Raw genomic sequence first — 26,574 nt, forward strand, 5'->3', positions numbered from 1 at the left:
TATGCGTCGGTCCGTGAAGCAGGCGCCGTCACTTGCTACCGTCATTTTCTATGAGTGTCACAGGGGGAAACCGATTTAGCGCAGCAGGTTCAGCGCTGGGCTATATCGTGCAGGTGGAGTACGCGCTGCTCCTCGCACTTCAAAAGATGGATGACGATGTCAGTTTTCGGGTCTCTCTCGAAACGGCTGATGACATCGCATTCGAATATGAGGGTTCGCCCGTGGAACTATGGCAGACCAAACACCACATTGACCGCCAAGGGTCGCTCGGAAATGCTAGCCCGGACCTTTGGAAAACGCTCCATAACTGGATTGAAGCCTCTGATGACGCCTCGGCTTGCTTTTTGCTCAGCACCACTATCGCGCCGGCGGACTCTGCTGCAGCAAACCTTGGCCCGAGTAGGAGCTCCGAAGACCTTGTCGTGGCGCGAGAACACCTTAACGCCATAGCGCACGCCGCGGGCAACAAGGATCACGCCAGCTACTACGAGAAGTATCTGTCGCTCACCGATAAGCAACGACTGGATTTGCTGAGTAGGGTCACCGTTCTGGATGGTGCTGTCCAGGCTGCTGAGCTCACGGATCGACTGGTTGGGACCGTACGAAAGTCCACAGTTCCCCAGCGACGCCTGCCGCTCATCGAACGTTTGAGGGGTTGGTGGCACGGCCGAACCCTCCTTCATCTCACACGGATTACGCAAGGAATTGAAGACTGGATCGATCTTGAAGAAATTGAGGTGCAGTTGCTATCGATCGCGCAATCTCTCCGAGATGAAAATCTTCCGCTTGACTTCAGCAACGAACCACAGCCTACCCCCGGTGAAGTTCAGAAAGATGAACGCGTATTCGTTGAACAGTTGAGGATCATAATGCTTCACCATGGTCGCATTCGACAGGCCATCTATGACCACAACCGAGCCTTCCTCCAACGTTCTCGCTGGCAACGTGAACAGCTTCTCGCGCTCGGCGAGCTCGACGAGTATGACCGGCGTCTCACTGAGGAGTGGAACCGTGTTTTCCTCCCGCTCGGAGAACCCGCCGACGAGGTTGAAGCCGTTGAAGCCGATGCTGCCGACGCGCGACGTGAGGCTCGGGAGCGTTATGCCTCAATGCAGCAGTGCAGCCTCCCAGAAATCCGTTCAGGAGTAAGGTCTGGGTATCTGCCTCTGGGTTCTCTTCACATTCTCGCCGACCGGCTTGAGATTGGGTGGCACCGGGACTGGATCGACCTCATGCAACATCGGCTCGTCGAGGTCCAAACCGTGAGTGGATTTAAGGGATCTGTATGAGTACTCAAACTCCCGGGTCCGGGTTTGGTTCTGAAACCAGCGCTTTGTTCAATCCCGCATTCTGTTCGGTCCTGCTCCACAAGGCCTGCAAGGGGTACTCCGAGAAGGCGGACGCTCCTATGCCCATCACTATTGCTTTCCTTCTGTTGCCCACCGCCTTGCATAAGCCGACACGGGAAGCGCTTCCAGGGACAACTGCTACGTCAATGTGGAGCTGGCTTCGAGGGAACCCGGTCCTCGTTATGGACTTCCCTGATAGAGTCCGGGGCTTCCGGCCATTCACCACCTCCGCTATCACTTTTGGGCTCCGGCATGCAGTTTTGTCAGGAACGCACAATGGTCTCGCCGCAGGCACTGTGGGAAGACGTCCGCGTACGCTTCACCCCACAGCCGACTGGAATAGCTGCCTTCGGGCAGCCGAGTTTCTCGGAAAATGGTTCGGAGTATCTGACATCGATGAAGCCAACACGCTCGCACACTGGGGAGTCCAACCGTAATGCAACTCGACGCACTACTTCTCTACAACGCCGATGGCAGGATACGGGAAATCCGATTCCGGCCCGGCACACTCAACATCATTACCGGAGAATCCGGTACGGGGAAAACGAGCATCATCGGAATCCTCCGATTCCTGCTCGGAGGCGACAGCCCCAATGCACCCCTCGGGCCAATTCAAAACACGGTCGCGTGGTACGGGTTGCTCGCGCACGTGGGCGACACTTCGTTCTTCATCGGCCGACCTGCTCCTCCGCACGGCGTGAGTAGCTCGCAAGTCATGCTCACCATCGGTTCGCTGGAAGTCCCGACTCTCGCTGAACTAGTAGTCAACGCCAACACGACCGACCTGCTTGACTACCTCGGTGGTTTAATTGGCATTGAGGAGAACCTCCACGTACCGGGGGAGGGGCAGACCCGCCGTGCCCTGGCTGCTAACTTCAAGCACGCCCTGTACTACTGCTTCCAAGGCCAGGGAGAAATCGCCAACCCCGATCTGCTTTTCCACCGCCAGAATCGTGACTACCAGAAGCAGGCGATCCGCGACACTTTCCCGTACTTCCTCGGCGCCCAGGGAGCAGACACTCTCCGGAAGAGGGAGAAACTAACAGAACTGCGCCGCGATATCCGGCGTCATACCCGCAAGCTCGACGAAGCCCGGGATGCGAGAGAACTCGGTGTGGGCCGCGCAGCTGGGCTCATTGCCGATGCAAGAGCTAGTGGTCTCCTCTCCTCAGATGTCGTCCCTAGTGATGCAGGGGAGGCCTTTGAGCTCTTATCGCGAGTTCTCAATGCGGTTCCGTCTATATCGGATGCCGATGACGTTGATGATCAGGCTGAAACAGAACGCCTGCTGGCGCGTCGTGTTGCCCTCAGGGATTCTCTGCGCGAGATAAACGACAAGATTCGAGGCTTAGAGGAGTTTGCACGCGTTGATACTGAATATGGAGCCGAACTAAACGAACACCGCGTTCGGCTTGCTTCGATTGGCCTTATCCCTGACTCAAATGACCCCGACGCAGCGTGCCCCATATGCCAGCGCACACTTGCTGAGGACGCTGACACTCACGGCGCCATCAGAAATAGCCTCGGTCGTGTTGCCCGGCGAATTGAGCTCACCCAGAGGGATCAGCCCAGGATCAGCGAAGCCCGCACGGAGCTGGTTCAGGACCGGAATCGGACGAGAGCGGAGCTCGTAGACGTTGACGGAGCGCTAGATGAACTTGCGCTCACCGATGACGCTCGAGCAGCAGCAGGGAAGTTCTGGGATCAGCAGAGCTTCGTTCGAGGTCGCATTGCCCAGCATCTTGAAACTACCTCCCTCGAACGCGACGACACGATGTCGGCGTTACAAGAGCAGGTCGCTACTCTCAACGACCAGGCCGAGCTGCTCACTGAGGAGCTGGATCCTGATGCGCTTCGTTCGGCGGTCGATTCCGTTCTGAACATAGTCAGTCGCAGAATGACGCGACTTGCACAGGCTTTTCCACTTGAGCACTCTGAGCACGGTGTCCGTATCGACCCCTACCGTCTAACGGTGGTTGCCGACACTCTACACGGGCCGGCGTACATGGACGCCGGAGCCATTGGTAGCGGAATGAGCTGGGTCGGGTACCACCTAACGGCCTATCTGGCCCTGCACGGCTACTTCGTCGAAGCCAGCAGACCGGTTCCACGATTCATAGTGCTGGACCAGCCCAGCCAGGCCTTCTTCCCACGAGACCGGAAGACGGGAGGTGACTTAGATGAACTGTCGGATAACGACCGTGACAACACTCGCAATCTCTACAGGATGATGTACGACGTCGCATCTGAGCTCGATGGAGAGCTGCAGATCATCGCCTTCGACCATGCTGACTTCAGCGACCCATGGTATCAAAGGTCGATCATCGAGACTTGGCGAGACGGAACTGCATTGATACCCCGGGAGTGGATTGAATAGCAGGCATCACCGGGTGTGGCGCCCGAGTATCCGGCTGAGCCCTGCCCGTTGCCGCGTGATTAAACGGGAAACGGGCATACGCGGCAAGTTCCCGAAATACTGTAAACCCCTGAAGGGCTTAGGTAGAAAGAGATGAAAAGTGGAAGAAGAAGCAAGAAACTCAGGATACGTCTATGTGCTCCTTGACCCTTCAAACCCGTCGGAAGTGAAAATCGGATTTACCACTAAAACTGTCGGAGAACGCGTCCAAGAACTCTTTACTACCGGACGATCACGACCACTGCTCGCCCTATGGGATGAGTATGTGGCTAATCCGAAGAGTATAGAATCCAAACTCCATGATCGCTTTGCGGCGTTCCGGGTCCACCCGGGTAGAGAGTTTTTCGCTGTTCCACCACAGGAAGCGATCAGGGCCCTCATAGATGAGGCGGCACCAAATGCTTTGACCAGGCCCGGTAACAGCCCGGGACGTGCCGAGATCTTACCACAGCTCAGAGCGCGGCACGAACGCATCATCCGATCGGACGTTCGATCGGCGACGATAGTAGTCACTAAACTAGGCGTCTACCTAGAAACTTCACGGGTTGACTCCTACGGCGGAATGCGCCGCGGTCAGCAGATACTCAGCGACCACGACATCTCGATTGATGTCGCGGATGACCCGTTCACAATAGAGGAATCCGCCGAGCAGAATGCCGAGCGTTTCCTTCGCCTTACAAAGAACGAGCAGGTAGTTTGTTCCGATGTGTTTAATCTCGAACTAATGGATTTTTTGAAAAATCGCATTGTCGAAGAAGACCCCCAAGCTCTGAGTGTCCCCAAGAAGCCCTTCGCCTAGTTGCCTTAATCGGCCGGTGATCGTGCATCAGATGCAACCACCGACTAAGAGTTGACCTTTGGGTTATTCAGGGAGTGGGCGCAAATGGTCTGGGCCAAAAGGGTTTGCACGTCTTGGTTCATAAACACCCCTTAAAGGTGAAAGATGCCACCCCACACGAGCGAGATCTTCGTCTTTGCCTCTTGGCTGAACTTCGCTTTTACTTTGATGAGAACGAGTGGAGCACCCAAGCCTGTCGGTCCAGTGGAGGCGTCGCAAGCGATGAGGATCGATTGGATGCTGCCCCCACTCCACAAGGAGGAGTACCAGACAAAGATATCAACGTTGTCATACGTAGCGTTAATATCTTGAAGGAGTGGTGGGTGTCAGCAATTCGCTATGGCTTCGTAGCAGGCCGCTCTTTGGCGGTTGCAGATACACTTCGTAAAGAATTCAAATCAGAGGGGCAAAGTGGACGTCACAACGAGACTTCGTGAAAGTGAGTTGGCATCAATTCGCGTCCAAATAGATAACGATTTGTGGGAGAATGTTCTCAAGAGTCTGGATGAGCGGGGTGGCGCACAGGATTTGGTGCGACAACAGTACACCGGACGATATCCCTTTGAGTTGTTGCAGAATGCCAACGACGCCGCTCGGGACACGGCAACGCAGGGGCGCGCACGCTTCCGCCTGACCGAAACAGCATTGATCGTGGCCGATAATGGTTCCGGGTTTGGGTGAAATCTGGACTCACTTTTTCCCGTTGCCACGGTGCGTCACAGCGCAGTCTTACCGAGCATGCGAAGCTTGTCGCTCGCCGCGGAAGTGTCGTTGCCAATATTCTTTCTGCAGAGTGCCATGGTCTGGGGCATGCGGCATCTGGACCACAATCCGATGCCAGAGCCGAAGTCGCCTGGCAACGAGTTTCCAGCGATCGAAATTTGCAGGTAACTCATTGGCGCGCTGCTTCCGATGCTCACCGCCCTGCTACTGGCAGTTGGGCTTGCTCCGATTGCTCTGGTGCTGCTGACGTTCCATTGTTCGTGACGGGCCAAGAGGCGCGGCGCGGGTGCGGTATCTCGTTTATCGGATGCCATACCTGGCCTGGCCCGTAGCCAGGTGCACGCCCCATGCAGAGCGGACCGCAACCTATCGCTCACTTGCGAGTGGTGAGGCTGTTCAGGTAGGAATCCTTTCGAATGAGGTCCAGTTTCATGTCGTGCAGGCTTTCAAGGACTGCCGCCCTATACGCGGCGGTATGTGGGATCAGGTCCTTGACCGCCAAGCTGAGCCGGTTATAAACCGCCACATGATAGTTCTCTCCATGGGCACCTCCGTGATTCTCTAGGCTCAGGAGATTGGCCTGGTCATTGATAAGGTCAGTTTGGAGGGGATCCGTCCGGGCGTTTTTAAGGATTTCGATGGATTTGTGCGCGGCGGAATCTGGCTTCGTCGTTTTGTTGCTCACCAGATGGTGATCCTCGACCTTACCCTTGAGGACGGTAACTTCGCCGCCAGATTTCTTAAATTTATCGACCGTGATAGCGAGCCGGGCTTCAGCCTGTTGAGGTGTCTCCCCCGGGGACTTGGCCGGTGGCTGCTTATTCGATGGGCTGGAAGCAATCTGTGCCCGCTTGTCCGAGTCGCTGGCCTTGGCAGATTGGTTGGTAGCCATGAGGCCCGCCACTACAGGGATTGGTGCCGCTGCCGGTGGTGCCGCCACGGCCGGTCCTCCGGTGGCCGGGACCAATCGTACGGAATTTTGTGGCGGACGGCCGATTCCGCCTCGGCCCCCCACCGAGCTAACAACGGCCACCATAGCAGCCATGTCCTCGCCGCGCTTCCATTCTTTTAGCTCGTCGGGGTCGGCGGGTGCCTCGTATGGAAAGTTGAATGTATAGGCCAGAAATGCCTGACGAGCATATCCCACTTCGGTGAAATGCGTCGTGTCCAGAATTTTAGGGGTGCCACTCGGAAAGGTCTTGGTCCACCAAATGTCTGCTTCGACTCTGACGACGGTCTTGAACGTGGTCCACATGGACGACTCTTTCGGCGGTGTGCTTTGCTCTCCCGTCGCGTCCACGAGGCCGATCGGATCATTATGAACATACACGTACAGGTTTATCCCATCCGTAAGTCCCGACGGATCACAGCTCGTCCACCGCGCCAGCCAGGGCGCATAGTACCGTGCGCTGTGGTAGCTGAGCCCGCTCTCTTCGTCGCGTTCCTTCCCCGTAAACCGGTACCTCTTCGATGTTTCCGTCTGGCTGCGCACCGCCTGGTAGGTGGTGCTTCCATACGGGGCGTACTCCTCATAGGAGACGATCTGGGCCTGCTCATCGACTTCCAGACTCGCGGACCCCAGATGGTTTCCGAGCTGGTAACGGACCAGCCGGGGTGGCGCATGGTCGTTGCCGGCGGTATCCAGGACACGCGTCTCCACCAAGGCGATGCGCTGGACGCCATCCATGATGTGCAGCGTGTGGCGCTCCAACCGCTCCGCGCCCTGACGTCGGCGATAGATTTCCACGCCGCCGATGTAGATGCGTTCCTCCACCAGATTCGCTGATTTCTCCCACACCTTGCGCAGGCGTTGCCCGGCGCCGTCGTAGACGTAATAGACTGTGCCGGTGCCCGGCTGGATCCGCACCAGCTGGTTCCGGTGATCCCAGGTCATGTTCGGAGCCGGGTAGGGGTTTGCCAAGTGCGGCATCCGGATCATGTTACCTTGGGCGTCGTACAGGAAGTTCTGCTCTGTCGCGCCGTTGCCGCCCAGCCGGATGCCTGCCAGGCGGTTGCCGGGGACACCGGCCTCGAGCGGGCTGTCCGAGGCGTACGTGAAGGTCCGTGTCCAGCCGGCATGGTTGGGGTCCGTGCCCCGGTGCCGCATCCCCAGCACATTGCCGACGGCGTCATAGTCGTAGCTTTCCACGTACCCACCCAGGGCGTTGCCATCGCCAGGATGCGGCAGCCCTGTCCGCGGCGCATCGTCGTGCGAATGGGGGACGGGGGCGCCGTCCTGTCCCAGATGCTCACGCCCGGTGGCCTCGACGAGCCGGTACAGGGCGTCGTATGTGTAGGAATTGCTCGGCTCCACCCGCCGGTTCCGGAAGAAGACCGCTTGTTGGGCGTCGTCGCGGATGTGGGTGATGTTCCCGACCGGATCATAGGTGTAGTGCAAGTTCTGGATCTGGCAGCCCGGCCACCCTGCATGTGCTGGCTGCGGGCAATCGCCGGGGAACCGGTCAGCGACGCGGCGGGTCAGTGTATGGACCAGTCGGAAAGTCCAAGGGTCGAACCCGTAGGAGGAGCTGGCTCCGTTGCCGTACTCGATGTGCCGGCGCCGGCCCCTGGCGTCGTAGTCAATGCTATTGACGAACTGTGTCCACACGGGTTGGCCGCCGCCGGTTTCCCCGGACAGCCGGGCTTGCACCTGCTCCAGTAGTCCGGCCTCGTTGTAGTCGTGTCTGATGGTGCTCGGCTGTGTGTCGGCCGCATGGGGTGCGGTCATCGTGATCGGACGATTGAGCGCGTCGTAGGTGGTGCTGCTGGTGTAGGTTTCGGCTTCCAGCAGTGGCGCGATGGCGGCCTCCAGGACGGCCCGGTCGACTTGGTCCGAGGGATCAGCTGGCACGGCCGCCTCGATGGCCGCCCAGCCGAAGGCCTTCCTGAATTCGGCGGCGATCCGCCGGGTCGAGCCCAACGGGTTGCCCTTGAAATCCACGGCCTCGGTGCCGGCGGCACCTGCCTGGTCCAGCTGCAGCCAGGGGTGCCCGCGCAGGTTGAGCTGTTCCGCATCGGGGTGCTGCTCGCCGTAGATCACGCGATCGGTCAGGAGTTCCCCGGCAGGATGGTCCGGGTCTGCGCTGCTCAGGTATGTGCGCAGGGGTCGGCGCAGCGGGTCGTAGTCCGTGCGGACAACATGGCCGCGGTTGTCCCAGACCCGGATGGGGCTGCCGGTCACATCGCCCAGCATCCAGCGTTCGCCGGCGTCCATGCTGGCCTCGTGCAGCCGGTTGCCCAGGAGATCGTAGTCGTAGCGGATGACGGTGCGGCCCTGCTCGTGTCCCGGCCCGGCGGCGGCGTCGCGGACGGTGCGCTGGTTACCCTCGATGTCGAGGTCGATGCGGGTGGCGAACCGGGTGGGGAGGTGGTCGGCGTCGAAGCCGTTGTGGGCGAGCATCAGGAAGGGCCGGCCCAGCGTGTCCAGGTGCACGGTGGCGGGTGTGTTCGCGTGGGCGGCGGCCTTCCGGGCCGCGACGTGTTCGGGATCGTCGGCCGGTTTGGCGGTCCGCTGCCCGTGCCAGGTCTGCCAGTCCGCGGGCAGACTGGTAAGAAAGGCTCTCGCATGGGCTACGAGGTCCGGGTCGGTGCGGGGGTCGCCCGTTTCGGATCCCGCGGCGGCGACGGTGTCATTGCGGTCGTAAATGCTGCGCTGCCACGGGTCGAAGACCGTTTTTTCGTAGCTGTGATCCGGATGCAGCGTGGCTATGACCCGGCCGACCGGATCATAGAACAGCACCGGGCTGACTCCGATCCGCACATCGAATTCGAAGCCGGCCCGGTCGGTGAAGAACGGCTCATACTGCCGGACGGGTTTGCCCTTGTTGTTGAACACCGTCCACCCGGTGCCCACCCACCGCGGCGCCATAATGTCCGCGCTCAGGATCGGCTGACCATCGGCGTCGACGGCGGCCTTCCCGTCCGGACCGCGCTGAGGAACCGGACCGGACTCCGCTTGGACCTTCCGCTGGATCTCACGGCCGAACCCGTCCGAATAAGACAGGCTGTACCGGATCTTCACCCTGTCTAGCGGCGGCTTGTCGTTAGCATGGGTCTCCCGGGAGAGTACGGATACCACGGCGGGCAGCGGGTCGGGCGAGCTCCGTGAGTCGTAGAACGCGAACAGGTCATAGGCGACGCGGGTTGTGGCCTGGCCAAGTATCGAGGCGGAGTGCGTTGGCGGGTCGGCGAGGTATTCGCGGACGGTGTCCGTGTTTGGATCCGGCTGGAAACCTTCGAGGTTGTCACCTTCCACCGGGGCTGGCAGCGGTTTACCCATCACCGCGGTTCCGGCGACCAGTCCCAGCGCATCGAACGCGACGGCGGTGCGGTTGCCGTTCGGGTCTGTGAGGATGCGGGGCTGCAGGACCCGGTAGTCGTTTGTCGCCGCCAGCTGGTTGCCGACGGGGTCCCGGGTCAGGGTGACCAACAGATCGTGTCTGTCGTAGGTTACTGACGTTTCCGTGGACGTGGTCTCCGTGTGGAACGGGTTTCGGAACCGGAGGGGCAGGAAGAAGTGGCGGCACGCGTAGTCGCGTTCCTGCTCCGGGAGGTCGTCGGCGTCGGGGGAGCGGAAGATCCGGCCGGAGGGGGCCCACCAGTCGGCATCGCCGCCGTTGTGGGCGTATCGCCCGTCGGTTCCCAGCATGGCGTCGGTGGTGCGTCCGGCGTAGACGGCAGCGACGAGTCCGGGTGTCAGGGCCAGCCGATAGCCTTCGAACGTCAAGGCAAGCGGCTGCATTTCGCCCAGCGGCAGCGGTCCGGTGAAATCGTCCCGGCGGTAGATCGTCCTGGAGTGCTCGATGAGCCGCCTCTGCTTCTTCGTCGGATGGGGCGGCTGCTCGTAGGGAATGGCCGGGGTTCCGTCCAGGAGGGGGTAACCGAGGCCGTTGTCGTCCGTCCAGTCTGCGAGGGCGAAACGGCCCCGGGCGGCTGCGGGTCCGTCCGGCGTGCCGGGGGCGAATCCGGTGAGCTCATAGGTTCTGACCTCGGCGGTCCGGGGGGTCAGATAATCGTCCGGAAACTCCTCCGGGGCCAGGGCCGCGGTGGTGATGTGCGTGTAGGTGATGAACGTTGCTGTTTGTTTGTTCCGGTCTGACTCGTGGCCCAGCGGTGATTCACCGCGCCCATAGGCGATGGCCAGCGACCTGAGAACATTGCCGAACCCGTCCACCTCTAAGGTCACCGCGTGTCCGGTGCGAGGGTCTTCGGTGTGGCGCTCATGGTCCCGGGTGAGGGTTTCGCGCGGGTGGATGAAAAACACCGCGTGTCGGTTGGCTCCTTGCCGCTGCAGGCAGCGGACACCGTAGTTCTGTTCGGTGACGGTATAGGGAATCGGCTGTCGTTCCGTGCCGTCGATCGCGTACACCTCCCGGCGGAGCACCGCGCCTTTAAGCGCCCGGACCGCCTGGCGTTCCTCCTCGAAGGTCAGCTCATCCGGGGGTAGCACCGTGTCCGGAAGCAGCTCGCGGTCGATCCACCCGGCCATCTCACGGTCCCTGTCGGCACCGCCTGCAACAGGCGCGCCGAAATATTCCCGGGCATACCGGGCACTCAGACCGGCATCGTCCAGATAGGCTCCGGTGTGGTACCAGGTCCTGGTCAGTACGGGCGGCACGTGGGTTGCGCCGTCGCCATTGCTCGCCTCGAATGGCCCGCCGCCTCCCGGCAGTTCCCCTGCCGCCGGGAGCTCCCCGGTGGGCGTCAGAGCCGCATAGGTTTCCGTGTCCCGCTGGTCCACGCGGCCGAAGCCGCGGAACTCGCGTTCGCCGCCGTCGTAGTATCCGTGGTGGTAGCTGTAGATCGTGACGAACCGGTTGCGGCTGATCGCATCAAATGTCTCCACCCGTTCGACCACGTGGACTGGAAACGGCAGCCGGGTGGCCCATGGCATGCCGTTGCGTTTGTCCTGCAGATAGAACTTGGTGGACGGGGCATAGGTCACGGTGGTCTCGGCGCCGAGGTTGTTGACGATCCGGGTCAGCAGATGCGGCTTGCCGGTGCCCATCAGGTTCACGTAGCGCATCGGCCGGGCGGCCTCCGACGGCAGCGACGAGGACCACACGAGGCATGCGGTGCCGTCGGCCTTTAGATCCGCGGTGACGACGGTGGACAGGTCATGGACGGGAGGCAGGCTTTCCAGGACCACGGGGACGGCGCTCCAGCCGTTTCCCGACTGGTTGAAGTACACTTGTGGCCCGACGGCATCCAAAAAAATGAGGTCGGTGGTTCCGGAACCGTCGATGTCGGCCAGCAGCACGCGGGCCGGGTCGAAGACCCCGCCGTCGGCCAGCCGGGGTGTGTGGTCCATAGTGACTTTCGCACCGAACCGCCCATGGCCTAGGTTGGGCCAGTAGCAGATCTCACCTTCGCCCCGGATCCTGACCAGGTCCACCAGGCCGTCGCCGCTCATATCCGCCAGATAAGCCGATTCCCTGTCGTTCGAGAAGACCAGCCGGGGGCCGCGCTCCTCGTTCAGGTCCATCGGCACCCGGCGCGGATGTCCGAAACCCGCTTCGGCCAGCGACGGATACCAGACGAGTGCCTCGTCCTCCGTGAGCAGCAGGTCGGGGTGGCCGTCGCCGTTCAGATCCACCAGCCGGGCCCGCGGGTCGGAGATCCGGCGGTTCGGGTGCGAGGCGAACGGCCGGAAGGGAAGCCAGCCTTCGCCGCCGTCGTGCTCATAGAAGCCCGGATTCGGCCCGTCCAGCACGGCCAGGTCCGGCTGGCCGTCGCCGGCGAGGTCCATGAACTGCGCTGTGCCGTCGGCCAACCGGATGTTCGGTTTGCTGGCGACGCGCTCCAGGGCCGCGAACCCAACGCCGGCGCTGCTGACCGGGCCCATGTTGCGCTTGTAGTACCAGGCGTCCGCCCGCTCGGTGAGGATCCCCGGCAGGCCCTCTCCGTGGAGGTCCGTCCACCAGATGTTCTCCCCGTCCAGGCCTGTGGGGAGATTGCGCAGGCTGTCCGTATCGAGTTCGTGGATGCGGGGGTCGATCACGGGTTCGGAATAGTGGAATTCCAGCGGGGGTAGGGGACGCCGAAGATACCCATTCTGCCGTCGGACGAAGCCCGTTTGGGTGACGGACCGTAGATAGTTGTAGTCCGGCCCGTGCCACCCGAGCACTTCCGGAATCGCCTCCTGAGGCGGGCTGCTTCGCGGGTCATGCCCGGCCGCGTACGAGAAGTCCGTTGAACGCACCAGGCAGTCGGCGCCGACATCTTCTTCGCCGGGGAAGTGATGGAACATCAGGACGCGCCGGCAGAGCCTGGCTGTCCGGATCTCGAACCCCGAGCGGTAGGAGGAGAAGGCGTCGGGCCGGGGGTGCCAGACACCGTGGCCTGTGGTTGTCGGGGCAGCCGCGTCGTGTTCCCCGTAGTCGAAGACGACCTCGAACATCCATTGCGCCCCGTCCAACTGTCCGGGCGTGAGGTGCAGCGGCCTGGCCCCGTCGGGCTCCAGCAGGGGACTCCGGTTGCCGTAGCGGATCCGCTTCGGATACCGGTTGGCGCTCCTCCGGTTATCGAGCGGGCCGCCGCGGTTGGCCTGGTGGGCCGCCGCTGTGTCGATGCCGGAACCGTCTTCCGGCTTGTAGTCGTAAGCCACGGCGTTGCCTCGGCGGTCACGGGTTTCACAGATCAGCCAGGCGAAGATCCGTTCGGCGTGTTCCGGATCAGCGATCCGCGATTCCGGGTCCCTGCCGTAGACGGTGAGCACGTTGTCCGGGGAGATCGAGCGCCAGTGAGTGTCGCCGTCGTTCTTGCGAGTCCATCGTTCGATGCGCGCGAACAATCCCTCCACCCGGGGACGGTACCGGTGGATCGTGAAGCGCCCATCGGCCGACGCCGTGATGTAGCGGGTGCCGCCGCTGTTCAAGACCGGTACCAGATCCTCGAAGCCGCTTATCAGGTACACATCGGCATCCTGCGCGTCCTGGACTGCCGGCGGATGGTACAGGGGCAGCCGTTTGTCCGTGGAGACCTGGATACGCGGGGTATTCAGGGTCCAGCCGAAGCCGAAGGGGCCGTTGCCTGCGCCGGAGTCATAGCTCAGGCTGAGCGTGGGTCCGAAGCCGTCCCGGCCCGGGCTGGTGAAGATGGGGACGCTGGCCGACCCCGTCCCGCTGACCGGATTGGCCGCGAACTTTTCCCCCATACCCCGGATGGCGCCGCCGCCCTTGGGCAGCGACACCTGAGGGCCCGCGACGGTGAACTGTTCTCCGGGCGACGATTTCTGGTTTGATGCCGGCGGTTGCGGTTGCGGTTGCGGTTGCGGTTGCGTTTGCGGTTCCGGCGGGTACGGCATTCTGGCTGCCCCCTAGATCTGGAACCGGGTCACGAGCAAGATATCGTCGGTGTCGGCCGGGTCGCCGACATCGTGGTTGGCCGCCGGTTCGACCGTCCAATCGGGGCCGTGGCCGGATATGGTCAGCTCACCCGGTGAGTCGGCTGGTTTGTCCTTGGGCAGCCGGATAAGGACCGCCTCTTGGAGCTTGGGGGTAGTTCCGTGGCGAAGGATGTAGGGGAGGACCTGTGTGCTGATCGTCGCGCGGATTCCTTTTCCCGCACGGTAGGTGGCCCACTCGTCGGGCCGGTCGTGGCGCAGGCTGATCAACCGGTACGGTCCCTGCGCCGCACCGGAGCTGGTCAGTACATTGAGGGCGTGGGTGATCGTATCCGTTCTGTCCCCGGCACTGTTGCTCGCTTTGCATTCCATCGTGAGGTGAACATCAAAGATTTCGCGGTAGTTGAACTTGCGGAACTTCGCGGGCAGCACAAGTTCCCAGTCCGAGACCGCCCCCAGTCCCTCGAAGGGACGGTAGAGGTCGCCTTGAAGGCTTTTCTCGGATACCCCGGTGTCATCCCTGCCCGTGCTCAGTGCGATCGAGGTAGTCCCGGTTGGCGTGTCAAGTACGAGATCGCCGTTGGGCTTCTGTCGTCGATAGCTTTTGGTGAGGGTCAGTGTGCCGCTGACGCCTGAGAGCGGGCTCGTCGTACAGAGAACTGACACCCGTACGCTTTCGATCCTCCGGTTGTAGTGTCCTGGGTGGTCCAAGTCGAACAGTACTTCCGGTAGAGAGAATGTGGCCCGCCCCTCCTCACGTAGATAGTACAGCGCCCAAGGATCCACATCATTCAGCGAAAAGGTTCTGACTATATGCGGGCCGGTTTCCTCGGTCGCTTGGAAACGGCGGTTCATCTCCTGCAGAGACGTCATCAGCTGGTGCCCCACCAGCAACCCCTCCCGGGCATTCTTGGGCCTTGACGCACTGATGGGTGGCGGTGGGTTGCTGGGCTCACGTTGCCAGCGATAGCTGACTGCGGCCCCGTTGGCGCTCTCCAACGCCAAGTCGCAACACTTCATGAACAGCCTGTCAAGATGCTTGGCTCGTTGCTCCCAGAATTGTGTGCCGGGGAACTGCTCGTGAAGGAAGGCTTCGATCTCTTCATCGTTGCGGCGTTTCTGCTCACCCTCAGCATATTTGGACTCTTCAACCGAGACCTTAATGTCCAAGGTCTTCATTTTCTGATCTATCTCGATTACGGACCTGGCGGCCTGGTTCAGTCCCAATGTCCAGTCGCGTTCGCGCAGAACCAGGCTGGCCTGTTTCCCGTACATTTGCGCCAAGAACCGGTGCATGCCCGCGACCGTGTTTTTGTTGCCCGCTGCGGCACGAGCCACAGCGGCCAGTGCCTGGCCACCCAGATGGACTGCTGCACCGGCACCCATTGGCTTCGCTGCCGCCTCAAAATTTGGAATGATACCTACGACAGCCCCAAGAGATTCCAGCTGGGCGGCTTCGAATGTCAGCTTCACCGCTTCGAAGGACTCCCGAAGTTCCTGGGCCTCTTCGGCCATGATCATGCCTGTGGCCATCCCGGGTAAACCGATCGGAACGCCTGGGATAATCTGTAGGTCTTCGAACCGGATTTGGTCTGCTGCCACCAGGCTCAGGGGCCGTGATGGTTGGGCTATGCCGGAATCTTTCCCTGAAGCCGTTCCTAATGCCGAGTATTTCTTGGGGGAGGCCACTGCCGTGAGCCCCAAGAGCTCCCTGTAATGTTCCCATAGTTGTATGCGGCCTTCGCGCTGTACCAGCAGGTCGTCACGTTCTCGGCGGGCCAGCTCGATTTGCTTTTGCAGGCTGCCCAGCACCATGTCCGCCATGGCTTTTTCATGTGCCGCACGGGTCATCGCCAGTGTTTCGTTTTTCAGCTGGCTCTGGCTTGCCAGATACAAATCACTGATGGATATCAGCAACTGGACGTCGGCGACCGCTTCACGGTATGCAGTGGAGAACCGTTGCGGCGGCCGGGGAGCAGCAAGGGCGCTCAGCACCGTGCCGAGGTCGAGTCCAGAACCTACTGCTTCGGCCAGTACAGCCGGATCAATCCGGGGCGGGTACAACGGAAGCTGGATCTGCACTCCATCAAGATTCATGCTATTGCGCAGTTTGAACAGGCGGTCCTCCACCTCATCCCACAGGGCCAGCAGCTTCCGATCCGGCGGGATGCCGAAGTAGCCGATCGCTCCATGCTGAACCAGACTCGTCACAGTGCCAGCGTTCGGTTCCGCTGAAGGACCGGTAATCGGGGCAGCCGGGGCCAGTTTGCTTTCCGCAGTGAGCATTACGTTGCCCATGGAGTCCAGGTCCGGGCGCAACTCGGCATAGCTGCGGGGCGCCATGGAGACGCGGGGGCGCATCAGTTCCGGGCGGGGACCCAACAGCGCCGAGGCCAGCAGCGCGGGCTGAAAAGCCCGGTTGACGGCCTCGGGGTCGGGGAACTGCGCATGGAATTCTTCGCTGATGGCCAGCTGCAACCGCACGGCCTCGATGACCGCCCATTTCTTGTACGCCAGGGGCCGCAGCCGCGCAATCCTGTGCGACTGAAAGGGGTAAAGGCGCATCGCCTCTATTTGAGCCTCGAACATCTGCCTTTCGGGATCGTTGTCCGGGCGGTTGAGAGTCGCCAGCAGATCCTCTAACCGAAGTGCCTTGGCTTCACGCAATGGTTCAAAACGCCATGCATCGGCAGGGTCGGAACCAGCATGGAGGAAATCAAAGTATGTTGCATCGGTCTTCATGCAGGCCTCGAACTGTTTGGTTTCCTTCTGGACCGTCCTGATCAGACATGCAAGGTGGAAGAACAGTTCCCAGTTCTCGTTTCCCCAAGGCGAGTCCGGAGCAAAGTCAATCCCCTCGACCGCCGGCACGGTCGTTCGCTGCGGGTTGGGTGAGCAGCGGCTCCTAAACGTTTCTTTAGAATCGAGCGTCATTTGCTGCGTGGCCGGTGAAAGCAACGACTCCAGGCCCTGGCGCCTTAGGATCTTCCTGAACTTGTCGACGAAGGGGTGTGAAAACGCGCTGACGGTCAGATCGATGGCAGGCGGGCTTAGCCACTCAGCCACCTTGCTGGGCAAGATCAATTCGCCCGAAACAATGGTTTGGTCGTTCAGGCCGGCGCCGTTTGGTGAGGGGACCGATTTCGCGGCGGATTGCAGAGCTGCAGACGCGAAGGCTGCCGCGTGTGATGCCGGGATGCCCATCCAGGGATTACCCGGCCGCGTCACGAAAGTCGCGGACGCCAGCTGCACGAGTTGATCGATATCGATTTTCTGCTTCAGCCACGGCCCAGGTGGAGACATGACAGCCTCGGCCACCGTCATCGTCCCGGCCTGCGGTGTAGCGAAATAAACACTGTCACCCAGATCAAGAAACAGAGGAGCCTTCAAGGGGGCACCGAACCCCTGATTGAGAGTTGTGATTCGCATGGACTCCGCTGGGGCGAAAAGCAGGTCCCCCTTAGGATTCAGAGGCGACGCCACCGCATACACATCGCCGGAAACCCTCAAGGCTAAATAGGAGCCCGATATACCCTTCGCGACGTTGAACGCCGGGTGATCGCCTGAAATTTCAAGTGCGGAGCCGTGGACCCGCATTTCGCTCGCCTCCCGGTCAAAGGAGAACGAGAAACGCGGAGCCGTCCCGCCATCTGCTGTTCGTTCGGCCAACCCGATGTTCAGTCGATCCGGTTCCACCAAGGCCTGCAGAACCAAGGTGTTCGGGGCAGGCAGATGCGGTTCGGGGAGGTGTGCCAAATTTGTGGGGACAGCATCATTTACCGAAGCCCCAAAATCTAGGTCGTCAATGTTGTCAGGCCACCATGTTTCGGCCAAGGCAGTGGATTGTTGCTTAGGACCCCACCCATCGGCCTCGCGTCGGGTCCAGCAGAGCTTGACGTCCCAATAAGGGCGAGAGAAGACCGGCTGTATTTTGGGTGAGGTCGCATCAATTGCGTCAGGAGGGTCCTTGGGTCCTTCGACCCTGCGCACAAAGGTGGGCCAGAACAGGTGTATCTGGTCCCGCCACATGACGGGGAGAACATGCACGCCCGGCTCGACCAGCCCGGAGTCGGGTCCTGCTGTGCGGAGGGAGGCTCGGTCCTGTTCGACGCCTTGGATATCCACGCCGATGGGTTCCCAACTGGTCCACTCACGGGAGTGCTGGTATTGGTTAAGCCGGCGGTAGAAGTATTTTTGGGGTTGGCTGCTGCGGGTGCGACCGACAACGTGCAGCATGGACTGAAAGCGCCCCTGCTCTTTACCGGCAAACACCGTCTGCAGGAACGACCCGCAGACCTCAACCGATGAGACCTCGCTCATACCGCTCAAGAATTGATCACAGACTTGCATAACGTTGGCCGGTGTGACATCCAATTGCCGCAGCTTTGCTTCCGTCTCCTTGAACAGCCTGGACTTATTGTCCCGCCATGCCGGGTTGAGAAGCCACTCAGGGTAAAGGAGTGCCTCCAGCAGGGCGCCCCGAACAGGCTCTCTTTTCAGGGACTGCCACTCGTCAACGTTGATCTGCTCGGGCGCAACGCCTTTTACCTGACCCAGCAAACACTGCGGGACATAGGCGTGTACTGCGAAGATGGCCTGCCGGATGCGGGACGAGAGGACAAATGGGTTGATTTGCGTGTCCACAAGATATTTGTTGAACAGCTGATCTGCGTTGTCGAGCCTGTCCCGGTGCACCAGGTAGTCAACGAGCGCGTCACGGCTGGCCTCGCGGACCGGGTCGGTCAATTGCCGGGACACCTCCATCCACTCCGCGACCGGGTAGCCCGCGCTTACGGCGCGTACCAGTGTTGACAGGCTTTCGGCTGTGACGGGGTCGCTGAGCATGGCGGGGATCTGATGGGCGGGACAGCCAATCCGGCGGGCAACCAGAGTGCACTGGTGGAGAGCGGATAGTGCGGCGAGCGGATGGAGGCCTGCTTCCGGTAGCACAAGGACGGAAGTACCTATTGCAATGGTTTGTTTCACCAGATCCGGTTCGATTCGCAGCCACCCGGAGACTGCTGAGATTGTTGCCTCCGGCCAGTGTTGCCCGTTCGCCAGGGCCAGCGAGGTTAGTGCCCCAGCGAGGGCCGTCGGCCTGCGGGTCTGTCCAGCAAGCGCTGCGAACCGGCCCAGGTCCTCGACGATGGCGAGAATCACCGTCGTGTCGGCGCCTTCGAAGATTGCGCCCAGGGCCATATCGGGTGTCCGCGTGGCCGTTGTCAGCACTGCGTCAAACTGGTCCGATGGCAGTTTTGTGGCAGCGACGAGTTGGCTGATGCGGTCGATTCCCTGCAGTGTTGCCATGGTCTCGGCATGCTGCTCCGGGGTCGTATCGTGTTGCAGCGATGCGAGTGAAGGGATGGAGGCAAATAGTCGATTGACCAGTGTTGGATCGAGGGAGAATGATGCTGTGATCACCGCAGCGGTCAGGTCGTGGCGGTTGAGTTCGCGTGCAGTTCTGCGTGTGTCGAGTTCTGCCTCTTTGAGGTGCCGGTCGCCAGCTGCAGACTCGGTTTCCTCTATCAGTTCCCGGGCGTCGCGTTCGTTCGCGGACGCAATGGCCGATGCCAGGGAAGTCAGGACCGCAGCCAGCTCTTCGGCGGACCTGCCAATGGAGTCTGTGGTGGGGGATGAACCGGTCAGAAACATCAGCAGGGTTGTCGACAATCCTGCACCAAGGAAGTTGCGGCATCGGCCCACAAATTGCTGGACTTGGCCCGGATCGGCCCCGGGGTTACCGAGGATATCACGCAGGACAACGATTTCCACGGGTGATACGCCCAGCGATCCGGCCAAAACGCTGATCCTGTGCAGTTCGGAAATCTCGGCAAGCCTAAGCTGCGTGAGGCCCAGCCTGTCTGCGGCCGCGCGTAGATCCTCCGCGGCCGCACCGAATGCCGAGGACATGGCGCCCAGACACGCCTCCAGAGGGGCCCCGGTCCCGTGTATGGTGGCGCCCGGAATTCGGCGGAATGCGGAATGGGCGCGTGCCAGACCGCTGCGAATGAACAGCTGGTCATAGAGACTGCCGGATCCGTAGACGTCAATGTCGGAGACCAGCGCGGCCGCCACGGGCCATGTAAGATTCAGTGACTCCCGCAACCGTGCCAGGTCTCCCAGCCTTTGGAGTGTGGGGCCGTTGAATGCTGCCGCGTCACCGCCGACCGCGGACAGCGCAACGTCCAAATCGGCCATTGCGATTCCCATGCGGCGGGCCAGACGGACGAACTGGTGCAACCGGAGCCACTCGGATTCCGTAATGCTGCTGCCGTCAAGGTGCCGTAGCCGGATCTGTTGCGGATCGCAAGAAAGTGGCGGGTCCAGAACGATAGTGGCTGAAAGCCTACCGGCATAGGAATCGACGAATGCCTTGACGTCGTCACCGATGAGGCCCCCGCGGTCCATTGCCTCGGAGATCGGCGAGTCAGGCTCGACGATGAAATTCGAGCCTCGCAGCAGGGTCAGCTGGTCAACATCAATGAGTAGATGTGCTGCAGTCCCGGGATCGTCGGCATCAGGGACCAGGCCGCCTATGAAGCGAGTGCGTAAAAGTGCGACGAGGTCTGCGAACGAGAGGCCAAGGACCTGCAGGGCCTTCCTCGTTGTCGCCAGATCGTTCATCCATCCGGGAGCATTGGGCGGGAAGCCAAACAATGTTTCCACCGGAATCGGCTGGGACAGTGCCCCGCCGGCCACTGTTGTGTCGGTGAGAATCTCGAAGTCACGGCGCAGCAGACCAAGCATCTCCATTGCCACGTGGACCTGGGATCCTGTGGTGAAGAGGGACAACGTTTCCGCCCGGCTTGTGCCGGCCTGCCGGAAATGCAGGCGTGCAGCGTTGAGGAGCCTATCGTAGGGAAGCCCGACAGGGTAGACCGCTTGGGACAGAATCCGGTAGGCCTGTTCCAGCACGTGCTCCGGAGCTGCCGACAGTTCCCGACCGGTCACCCCCTGTGACGGTTCATTGGGATGCAGATGCGGCGGTGAGACTGGGTCTCCGGCCGCGTCGGTTTCCAAGGGGGTGGTTTCGTTGAAGAAGACGACGCTTTCGAGGATTTCGTTGATCAGATCGATGGTCGGGATCGTGGTATTGACGTTTTGGCAGGTCAGCTTAATATGTGCAAGGTCGGGGCGAAGCCCTCGGATGCCGGGTTCGTCGGTGTCTTTCGCCTTCTTTGTCGCGTGCCCGATCAGATGATCCAGCGGGGTGGTTCCGCGACCGGCAAGGTCGGGTCTGCACCGCTTGTCGAGGAATTCGAACAGGTCTACTAGGTACGCTGCCTGGCCTGTGACGGAGCGGCATTCGTCGCATTCGCATTGCTCTGTGCTGCCGAAGAAATCGGTCCATGAGGGGATCTTGTCCGGCGGAGCTCCCGCGCCGACACCGTTCTCTTGCTGTTGTTGCACGGGCGCGGTCGCCGGCCGACCCATTACGGCGGCTGGCATCAAGCCATGCGCGTCCTGGTGGTGTGCGATCATGAGGCCGGACATAGTGTCGGCCATCATCCGGGCCCTGTCGTGGAGGAGCCCCAGCGAGGATTGCATTTGGAGTGGCTCCTCGGCGAAATGTGCCAGGAACGCCTCCTTACCATAGCGGGCGATATCGACGGCACCTTGGAAAGGCAGTCCGGTCGGGCTGTTTCGTACCGCCAGAACAGAAACGGTCTCAGGGCCTGCACTGACCCGGAAGAGCCGTTGAACCCTCATGAGTCCTTCGACCGCGGTCTTTCGAGTGATGCTGTCAAGGGCATGGTCGAAGAGCAGATCGGCGTGTTCGGTGACGAAGGTCCCGACGTCGCTGGTGCCCAGATCGAACTCCGAGCGCCGAACCGCACGGTCCATGAGTTCGGCCGTCTCCACAGGCACGGCGGCCGGATTCACGGCCGCCCATGTCTTAGTCAGGCGGGCGACAATAGACGTCGGCTGGGTCGCCTCCAGCAGACCCCTCACCTCGTTGCTGAGCCTGATCCGTGCGTCTGCGTCGGATTCACCATCGTGACGTGTCGATGGCAGCGCTCCCGATCCTTCAACCAGGTCGGTCAGCCGGTCCTCGTCCAGTTCCAATGCGAGGGTGCGCATGGATGTTATTTCAGGAAGATGCTGCTGGATCGCGGTGATCAACGGCACGCTGTTGTTGGCAAGAGTGGCAAGCTGGAGCGTGTACTGGATACGGGGGATTGGCAGCTCGGGATGACGAACCGCGGTCTGTGTCCAAAATAATTCCGGCGGTCCGACGTGGTTCACACTCGCTGCGGCCAGATCCGAGCGCAGCTGCGGATCCTGGATGACGGTGCCTAGGACCTGATCGAGCACATTCTCGCTACTGCCCAGGGCGTTCAGTGCATGGCGGACTGCCGTTGCATGGATCTCAGCGACCATCTTTGCCGGGTCGTTCAGGATCTTCGGGACCCAGTTATGGATGTTGTGTGCCTCCTCGAGGGCTGTGGCAAGTTCCTCCACTCTGTGTGCGGCGAGGGAGCGGACATCGCGCACCCCGAGAACCCTGGCTAATCCGTAGAAGACTGCCGCGGGGAAAACCTGTTCGAACGGGTCAAGTGCCAGTTTGTGGGCGGTGACAAGATCTTCTACCAGTCTGCGTTCTTCGCCGATCTCCCGTGCGGCAAAGCTGATGTCCTGGCTGCGTGATTCATCAAATTCCTCGACCGGTTTCAATGCGGTCAGCGGGCTGAGTGCGTCCAGAAGGCGCTCGAACTCTGATGGACTCCTGGGGGCATGGAGACCTTGCACGGTCAGGTGGACCAGCTCGTCGTCGCGGGCACGGATCCCAAGCAACTGCCCATGTCGATCCATGAGTCCGGCCCCGGGGAATTTTTCGTCCGGTCCCGTGAGCAGGCGTGTCACGGTGAAGTCAGCAAGTGGCGCATTCGGATCACCGGCTTCCAACCGAAATAGGAGATCAGCGGTCGACTTCTCGCGGGTCTTGCCCTCGCCTGACAGGTACTGTGCCCGCCGGTAGGTCACCTCGAATGCGCCGGAATCATCGGTGGTACAGATTCCCAGGGACTGGGTCACTGTACCGATTTCCCGGTCCATCACCTCAACGGTAATCTGCGGCAAGTGTGCGCCGGATGCATCCGCGACGTGGCCGCGCACTCGAAGCAGGTCTCCCAGTTCCGAAGGGGGAAAGGTCAGATCGACGGTGAGGAGCCGCTCCGGATCGGGGTATGCAGCCGAACTGACCTCATCGCCATTATCGCCGGTGGAATGCACAACCACCTTCATGTGGTCTGTCCGTCGTATTACCCCTGGCCTTTCAACCGCATAGAACTCGGGATCGTACCAGGCGAGGTAGTGTCCATCCGAGTTGGTTTGCGTGTCGGCACATTCCAGTCCGCCCATGTTCTCAGCCTCCATGACCCGGATTCGGGCATGCGCTGTAGTGTGGCCGCCATTCATCCTGACTGTGCCTTCAACAATGTTGAAGATTTCCTGCTCAAAGGCAAAATCATTCACGGCTCGCGCGGTTTCGGCGTCAACTTCGCCGTGGATAGGGGGCTGAAGTCCCAGCTGCTGCTGCATGAGATAGACAAGTCGACGGGTAACCTGCCCATAGCGCTGCTCCTGCAGCTCATCAGCAGGTATCTCACCGATATCGAGCCGGAGCAAAAGTTGTTGGAGATTTGCGGCAGTAGCACCCGTTGAACCGGGAGCTACTGCCACAAGCGCGACCAATGGGAGAGCATTCACATGTGCGACCTAACGGGATCGATCGTCTAGCTCGTGGGTCGAGACTAGCCCCCGAACGGTATTTGGCAACAGGGCACATTGACTCTCCTAATGGGTGGTGGCTGGCCTGGTGCCTGGCTGGCAGGATGGCTGCCAGTTCTGCTGGACGTGACTCTCGTTGACTCTGACCCGGTCCCGGTGTCTTTTTTATGACCTGTCCGTTCGGTGGGGCTGGCGCTGGCCTGTCCTCTTCCGATGGCTTCACTGGACGACCCGGACCAGGAATTCCGCGCCTTCACCTGGGGGCGGTGGCCACGGCCGGCGGCAGCAAGGAACACCAGCAGGCCGCGTCGGGCTTCATGAGATGGCTGGAGTAGGACTTAACGCCGAAGGCCCCGCAATCGAAAGGCTGCGGGGCCTTCTTGGCGCCATCGCGCCTAGCTGATGTACCGGGCGAGGACCACGCGGGTCTCTTCCTCGTCGGCGACCCGGGAGGTAATGAGCTCCGCCCCGTTGGCGTCCCGGAGCGCGACAGCGAAGCCTGACTTGAGGCTGTAGCTGATGTACGCGGTAAGCCCCTCACCGAGGGCGTGGCGACCTCGCGGGTGTCGGAGGTGGCATACGCGGCGACACAGAAGCCCATGGCGTACGGGTCCGTTCCGGCCATCTCATCGGGGCCCACCTGCACGGCGATGCGCTGGGCGGGAGAGGCAGGCAGGGTAGTCATCGATGGTCCTTCCGGGGTCGGGGCTGTTGCCTCCCATGTGTGCGGCGGGCCCGGAAGCACTCCACGCCCTGGATCACACTCCCGATAGCCAGTCCGTGTGTTCGCGAGCTGTAGACATGCCTTTCCTGCGGGCCGATATTTTTACCGGTAGACATAGGAGCTGGGGCCAGATACGCAGGAGGCCATGCAATGTCTGATCAAAACGCCGCCCGAACCGTGGAAGTCCCGCCTGGGAATTCGCCCGGGTCGATTGAGGGCTGGCTGGAAGCGGAAGCCGAGCGGGATTCGAAGATTTCGGAGGAGCGAGCCGCCTTCTGGGACCGACTGAAGCCCCTCAAAGAGCGCCGCGACAGTATTTCAGATGCGACCGCTGCCGAGGCCGTGGCGGTGGCAGAGGACATGGCCACCATGCCCTTGTCGCGAAGCCGTAGGCCGGCGACTGACACGCTGAAGGCAGCCGGTGAACTGGTGACGAACGTGCGTCCGAAGCTGCAGACGGCTTTCTATTTGCAGGACCCTACGGGGGTCCTCTTTGAGCAAACAGCCGCCCCCGGAACTGATGACACCCCCGACGTGCTGCGGGCAAGCTTGATGTCGACTGCGCCTGGCGGAAATATTAGAACGACCACGGGCCTGCGTGCGCCCGTCGGTCCTGCACCCGATGGAGGCCCGACCCCGATGCTCTGGGTCAGGGCTACGGCCGTGAGCTATGAACGAGCTCTCATGTTCAATCCTGCACTGTTCACGGCCTCCTACATGTCGGTCTATGCGCGGCTGATGGTAGGAGCGATCGAACGTGACGAGAACAACCAGTTTGTCGCGGTACACCTAGGACCGGATGTACTGGTCTTTGACGAGACGCTGACGGCGGGCTTCCCACCGCTCTATGTTCGTCTCGGCGAGGAGCATATCTACACGGCCGAGATGCGGATAATAACGAGGCCAGGGCACCGCTATGAAGTCCTGCTCTGGGCCAGGCAGCGGGCTTTGGTGTTTAGCGGGCTTGTCTCAGTCTGCACGTGCCAATTCGAATTCACCGGAATTAAGTATGAGTTTTACTCGTCGCCAATCTCGTAGCTCGGATGAGATATGCGCTTGCACCGTCGCCGGAGCATATTGCAGGAGAGCGGCACGTCGTCGTCCGTACACATTCAGGTCATGGAATTCAAACGAGGGGATCTGATTGGAAGCGGGCTGCTGGCCGAGCGCAACCCTGCCTGGACGGCAACGGCCGTGAAGAAATTCCTCGGCGACGCGGACAAGCTGATCACCCACCCGGCCTTCGGAACCGCCGGCAAGATGTGGCTCTACCTGATCTCCCGAGTCGAGACGGTTGAGGCCACCCCCGAATGGGACAACTGGGTGGCCGCCAACCGCCGCCGTTCAGCTGCTTCCGGGAAGTGCACGGCCGACCCAAAGCTGCGCTCGTTCACCGGATACGGCAGGACGGGAAAATACCGAATCAGCTGGCCCGCCGGACCAGCGCGAACAGTGCAGGTTTGGGCAGTCGGCCGCCGCTGCGCTCGGGGGCGCTGCCTTGGGCGAAGTAGAGGAATTTGGTGGAGAACGCTGGTCCAAACCATGGGATGCGTCCAGCGCCTCGATCGGTGGTCAAGGTGCCATTAGGCCTCGCGGGTTGTTGCCCCCTCCTGAACCAATGTCCAGGCAGTCACGAGAAGCTGTCCCGCTTTCTCTTGGTGAGCTGCTAAACCGTCCAGCCGCTTGTGGAGCCGCGGCGCGCGAATACCCAACCCCCAAGCGAGAGAGAGTAGTAGAACAACTGGAAGCATTCGCAACTGTCGGGGTCTGATCTCCAAGGTCAAATACTTCCTTGCGGGTCACTGATGTGCAGCCTGCAGCTGCAAGTTTCCCCTGAGCCGGTCGTAATCCGCGAGGGGGTGGAGTGAGATGGGGTATCCGAGGATGCCGAAGGTTTTTCCTTGGAAGCATCAGCCATTTCAGAGGCCTCCGAGGTGTTTCATACCAAGACTGATCTCGCCCTTCAGTGAACGGTCGAGCACGATGCGACCCGAGTTAGCATTACGTTCCCGCTCGACCCGAAAGTCGCCGAGCTGCGCTTGATCTTCGTCCGTGACGTTCGCTAGCAGCTCCCGTATGTCGGTGATAATTCCTCCAGAGAGCAAGACCATCGGTGTCTTCTCGGCGAACCCGATACCTTCGCCAGTGCCTTTGTGGCGAACCGGTGTTACTTTCTCACGACAGCGGGCCAGAGCACGGCTGCGGGCAACGTCCCTTGTGAGGTTCTCCAGACGGAAATGGCCGTACCGTTCTTCCAAGCCGTGTACCTTCAGATCCCGGTGGTTGCCTGGAACGTGGACATGTCATCGACCTGCACGGCCCCAACCCCAAGGATGACTGCCGTGGCCGCAGAAAGGCGTGGCCGGTGTCCTCGAAATATTCGTCGACACCAACCCCACCCGCGGTTCGATTCCCACAGTTCAGCCCCCGACCTCGCTGGATCTATGG

At 61.1% G+C, this 26,574-nt stretch carries 10 protein-coding genes; 6 read left to right on the forward strand and 4 right to left on the reverse strand.

Annotated features, from left to right (window positions below; genetic code table 11):
• Positions 1–50: 50 nt before the first annotated feature.
• From BLR03_RS12240 to BLR03_RS23985, 5 genes are all read left to right on the forward strand, one after another.
• Positions 51–1,289 carry an ABC-three component system protein gene (locus tag BLR03_RS12240; protein ID WP_139184533.1) on the forward strand — a complete coding sequence of 413 codons (1,239 nt, stop codon included), beginning with the start codon at positions 51–53 and terminating at the stop codon, positions 1,287–1,289.
• Positions 1,286–1,786 carry a three component ABC system middle component gene (locus tag BLR03_RS25295; protein ID WP_368086966.1) on the forward strand — a complete coding sequence of 167 codons (501 nt, stop codon included), beginning with the start codon at positions 1,286–1,288 and terminating at the stop codon, positions 1,784–1,786. The genes BLR03_RS12240 and BLR03_RS25295 overlap by 4 nt, the downstream gene beginning before the upstream one ends.
• Positions 1,786–3,726: a DUF3732 domain-containing protein gene (locus BLR03_RS12245; protein ID WP_091252915.1), complete on the forward strand. Its 1,941-nt coding sequence runs from the start codon at positions 1,786–1,788 to the stop codon at positions 3,724–3,726. The genes BLR03_RS25295 and BLR03_RS12245 overlap by 1 nt, the downstream gene beginning before the upstream one ends.
• Positions 3,727–3,865: 139 nt before the next feature.
• Entirely contained in the window at positions 3,866–4,564 is a 699-nt protein-coding gene (locus BLR03_RS12250; protein ID WP_091252916.1) for a GIY-YIG nuclease family protein, read from the forward strand.
• A gap of 450 nt (positions 4,565–5,014) precedes the next feature.
• A complete protein-coding gene (locus tag BLR03_RS23985; RefSeq protein ID WP_139184534.1) occupies positions 5,015–5,284 on the forward strand; it encodes a hypothetical protein in 270 nt (89 codons plus the stop codon).
• Positions 5,285–5,699: 415 nt separating this feature from the next.
• On the opposite strand, the gene BLR03_RS12260 is transcribed toward BLR03_RS23985, so the two are convergent.
• Both BLR03_RS12260 and BLR03_RS12265 read right to left on the reverse strand, forming a co-directional pair.
• Positions 5,700–13,517, reverse strand: coding sequence for a SpvB/TcaC N-terminal domain-containing protein (locus BLR03_RS12260; RefSeq protein ID WP_217639777.1), 7,818 nt, complete (start codon positions 13,515–13,517; stop codon positions 5,700–5,702).
• Between the two features lie 126 nt (positions 13,518–13,643).
• Positions 13,644–23,366 carry a Tc toxin subunit A-related protein gene (locus BLR03_RS12265; protein WP_139184535.1) on the reverse strand — a complete coding sequence of 3,241 codons (9,723 nt, stop codon included), beginning with the start codon at positions 23,364–23,366 and terminating at the stop codon, positions 13,644–13,646.
• A gap of 910 nt (positions 23,367–24,276) precedes the next feature.
• Between BLR03_RS12265 and BLR03_RS12275 the strand changes: the two genes are divergently transcribed.
• On the forward strand, positions 24,277–25,164 hold the full coding sequence (locus tag BLR03_RS12275; protein ID WP_091252924.1) for a hypothetical protein: 888 nt from the start codon (positions 24,277–24,279) through the stop codon (positions 25,162–25,164).
• A gap of 385 nt (positions 25,165–25,549) precedes the next feature.
• On the opposite strand, the gene BLR03_RS24405 is transcribed toward BLR03_RS12275, so the two are convergent.
• Together BLR03_RS24405 and BLR03_RS23990 are read right to left on the reverse strand one after the other, a co-directional pair.
• On the reverse strand, positions 25,550–25,702 hold the full coding sequence (locus BLR03_RS24405; protein ID WP_175460517.1) for an 8-oxoguanine DNA glycosylase OGG fold protein: 153 nt from the start codon (positions 25,700–25,702) through the stop codon (positions 25,550–25,552).
• 343 nt (positions 25,703–26,045) lie between these two features.
• Entirely contained in the window at positions 26,046–26,384 is a 339-nt protein-coding gene (locus BLR03_RS23990) for a hypothetical protein (RefSeq protein WP_139184536.1), read from the reverse strand.
• Positions 26,385–26,574: the final 190 nt, after the last annotated feature.

The sequence above is a fragment of the Arthrobacter sp. ok909 genome, from assembly GCF_900104405.1.
Lineage (GTDB): Bacteria > Actinomycetota > Actinomycetes > Actinomycetales > Micrococcaceae > Arthrobacter > Arthrobacter humicola.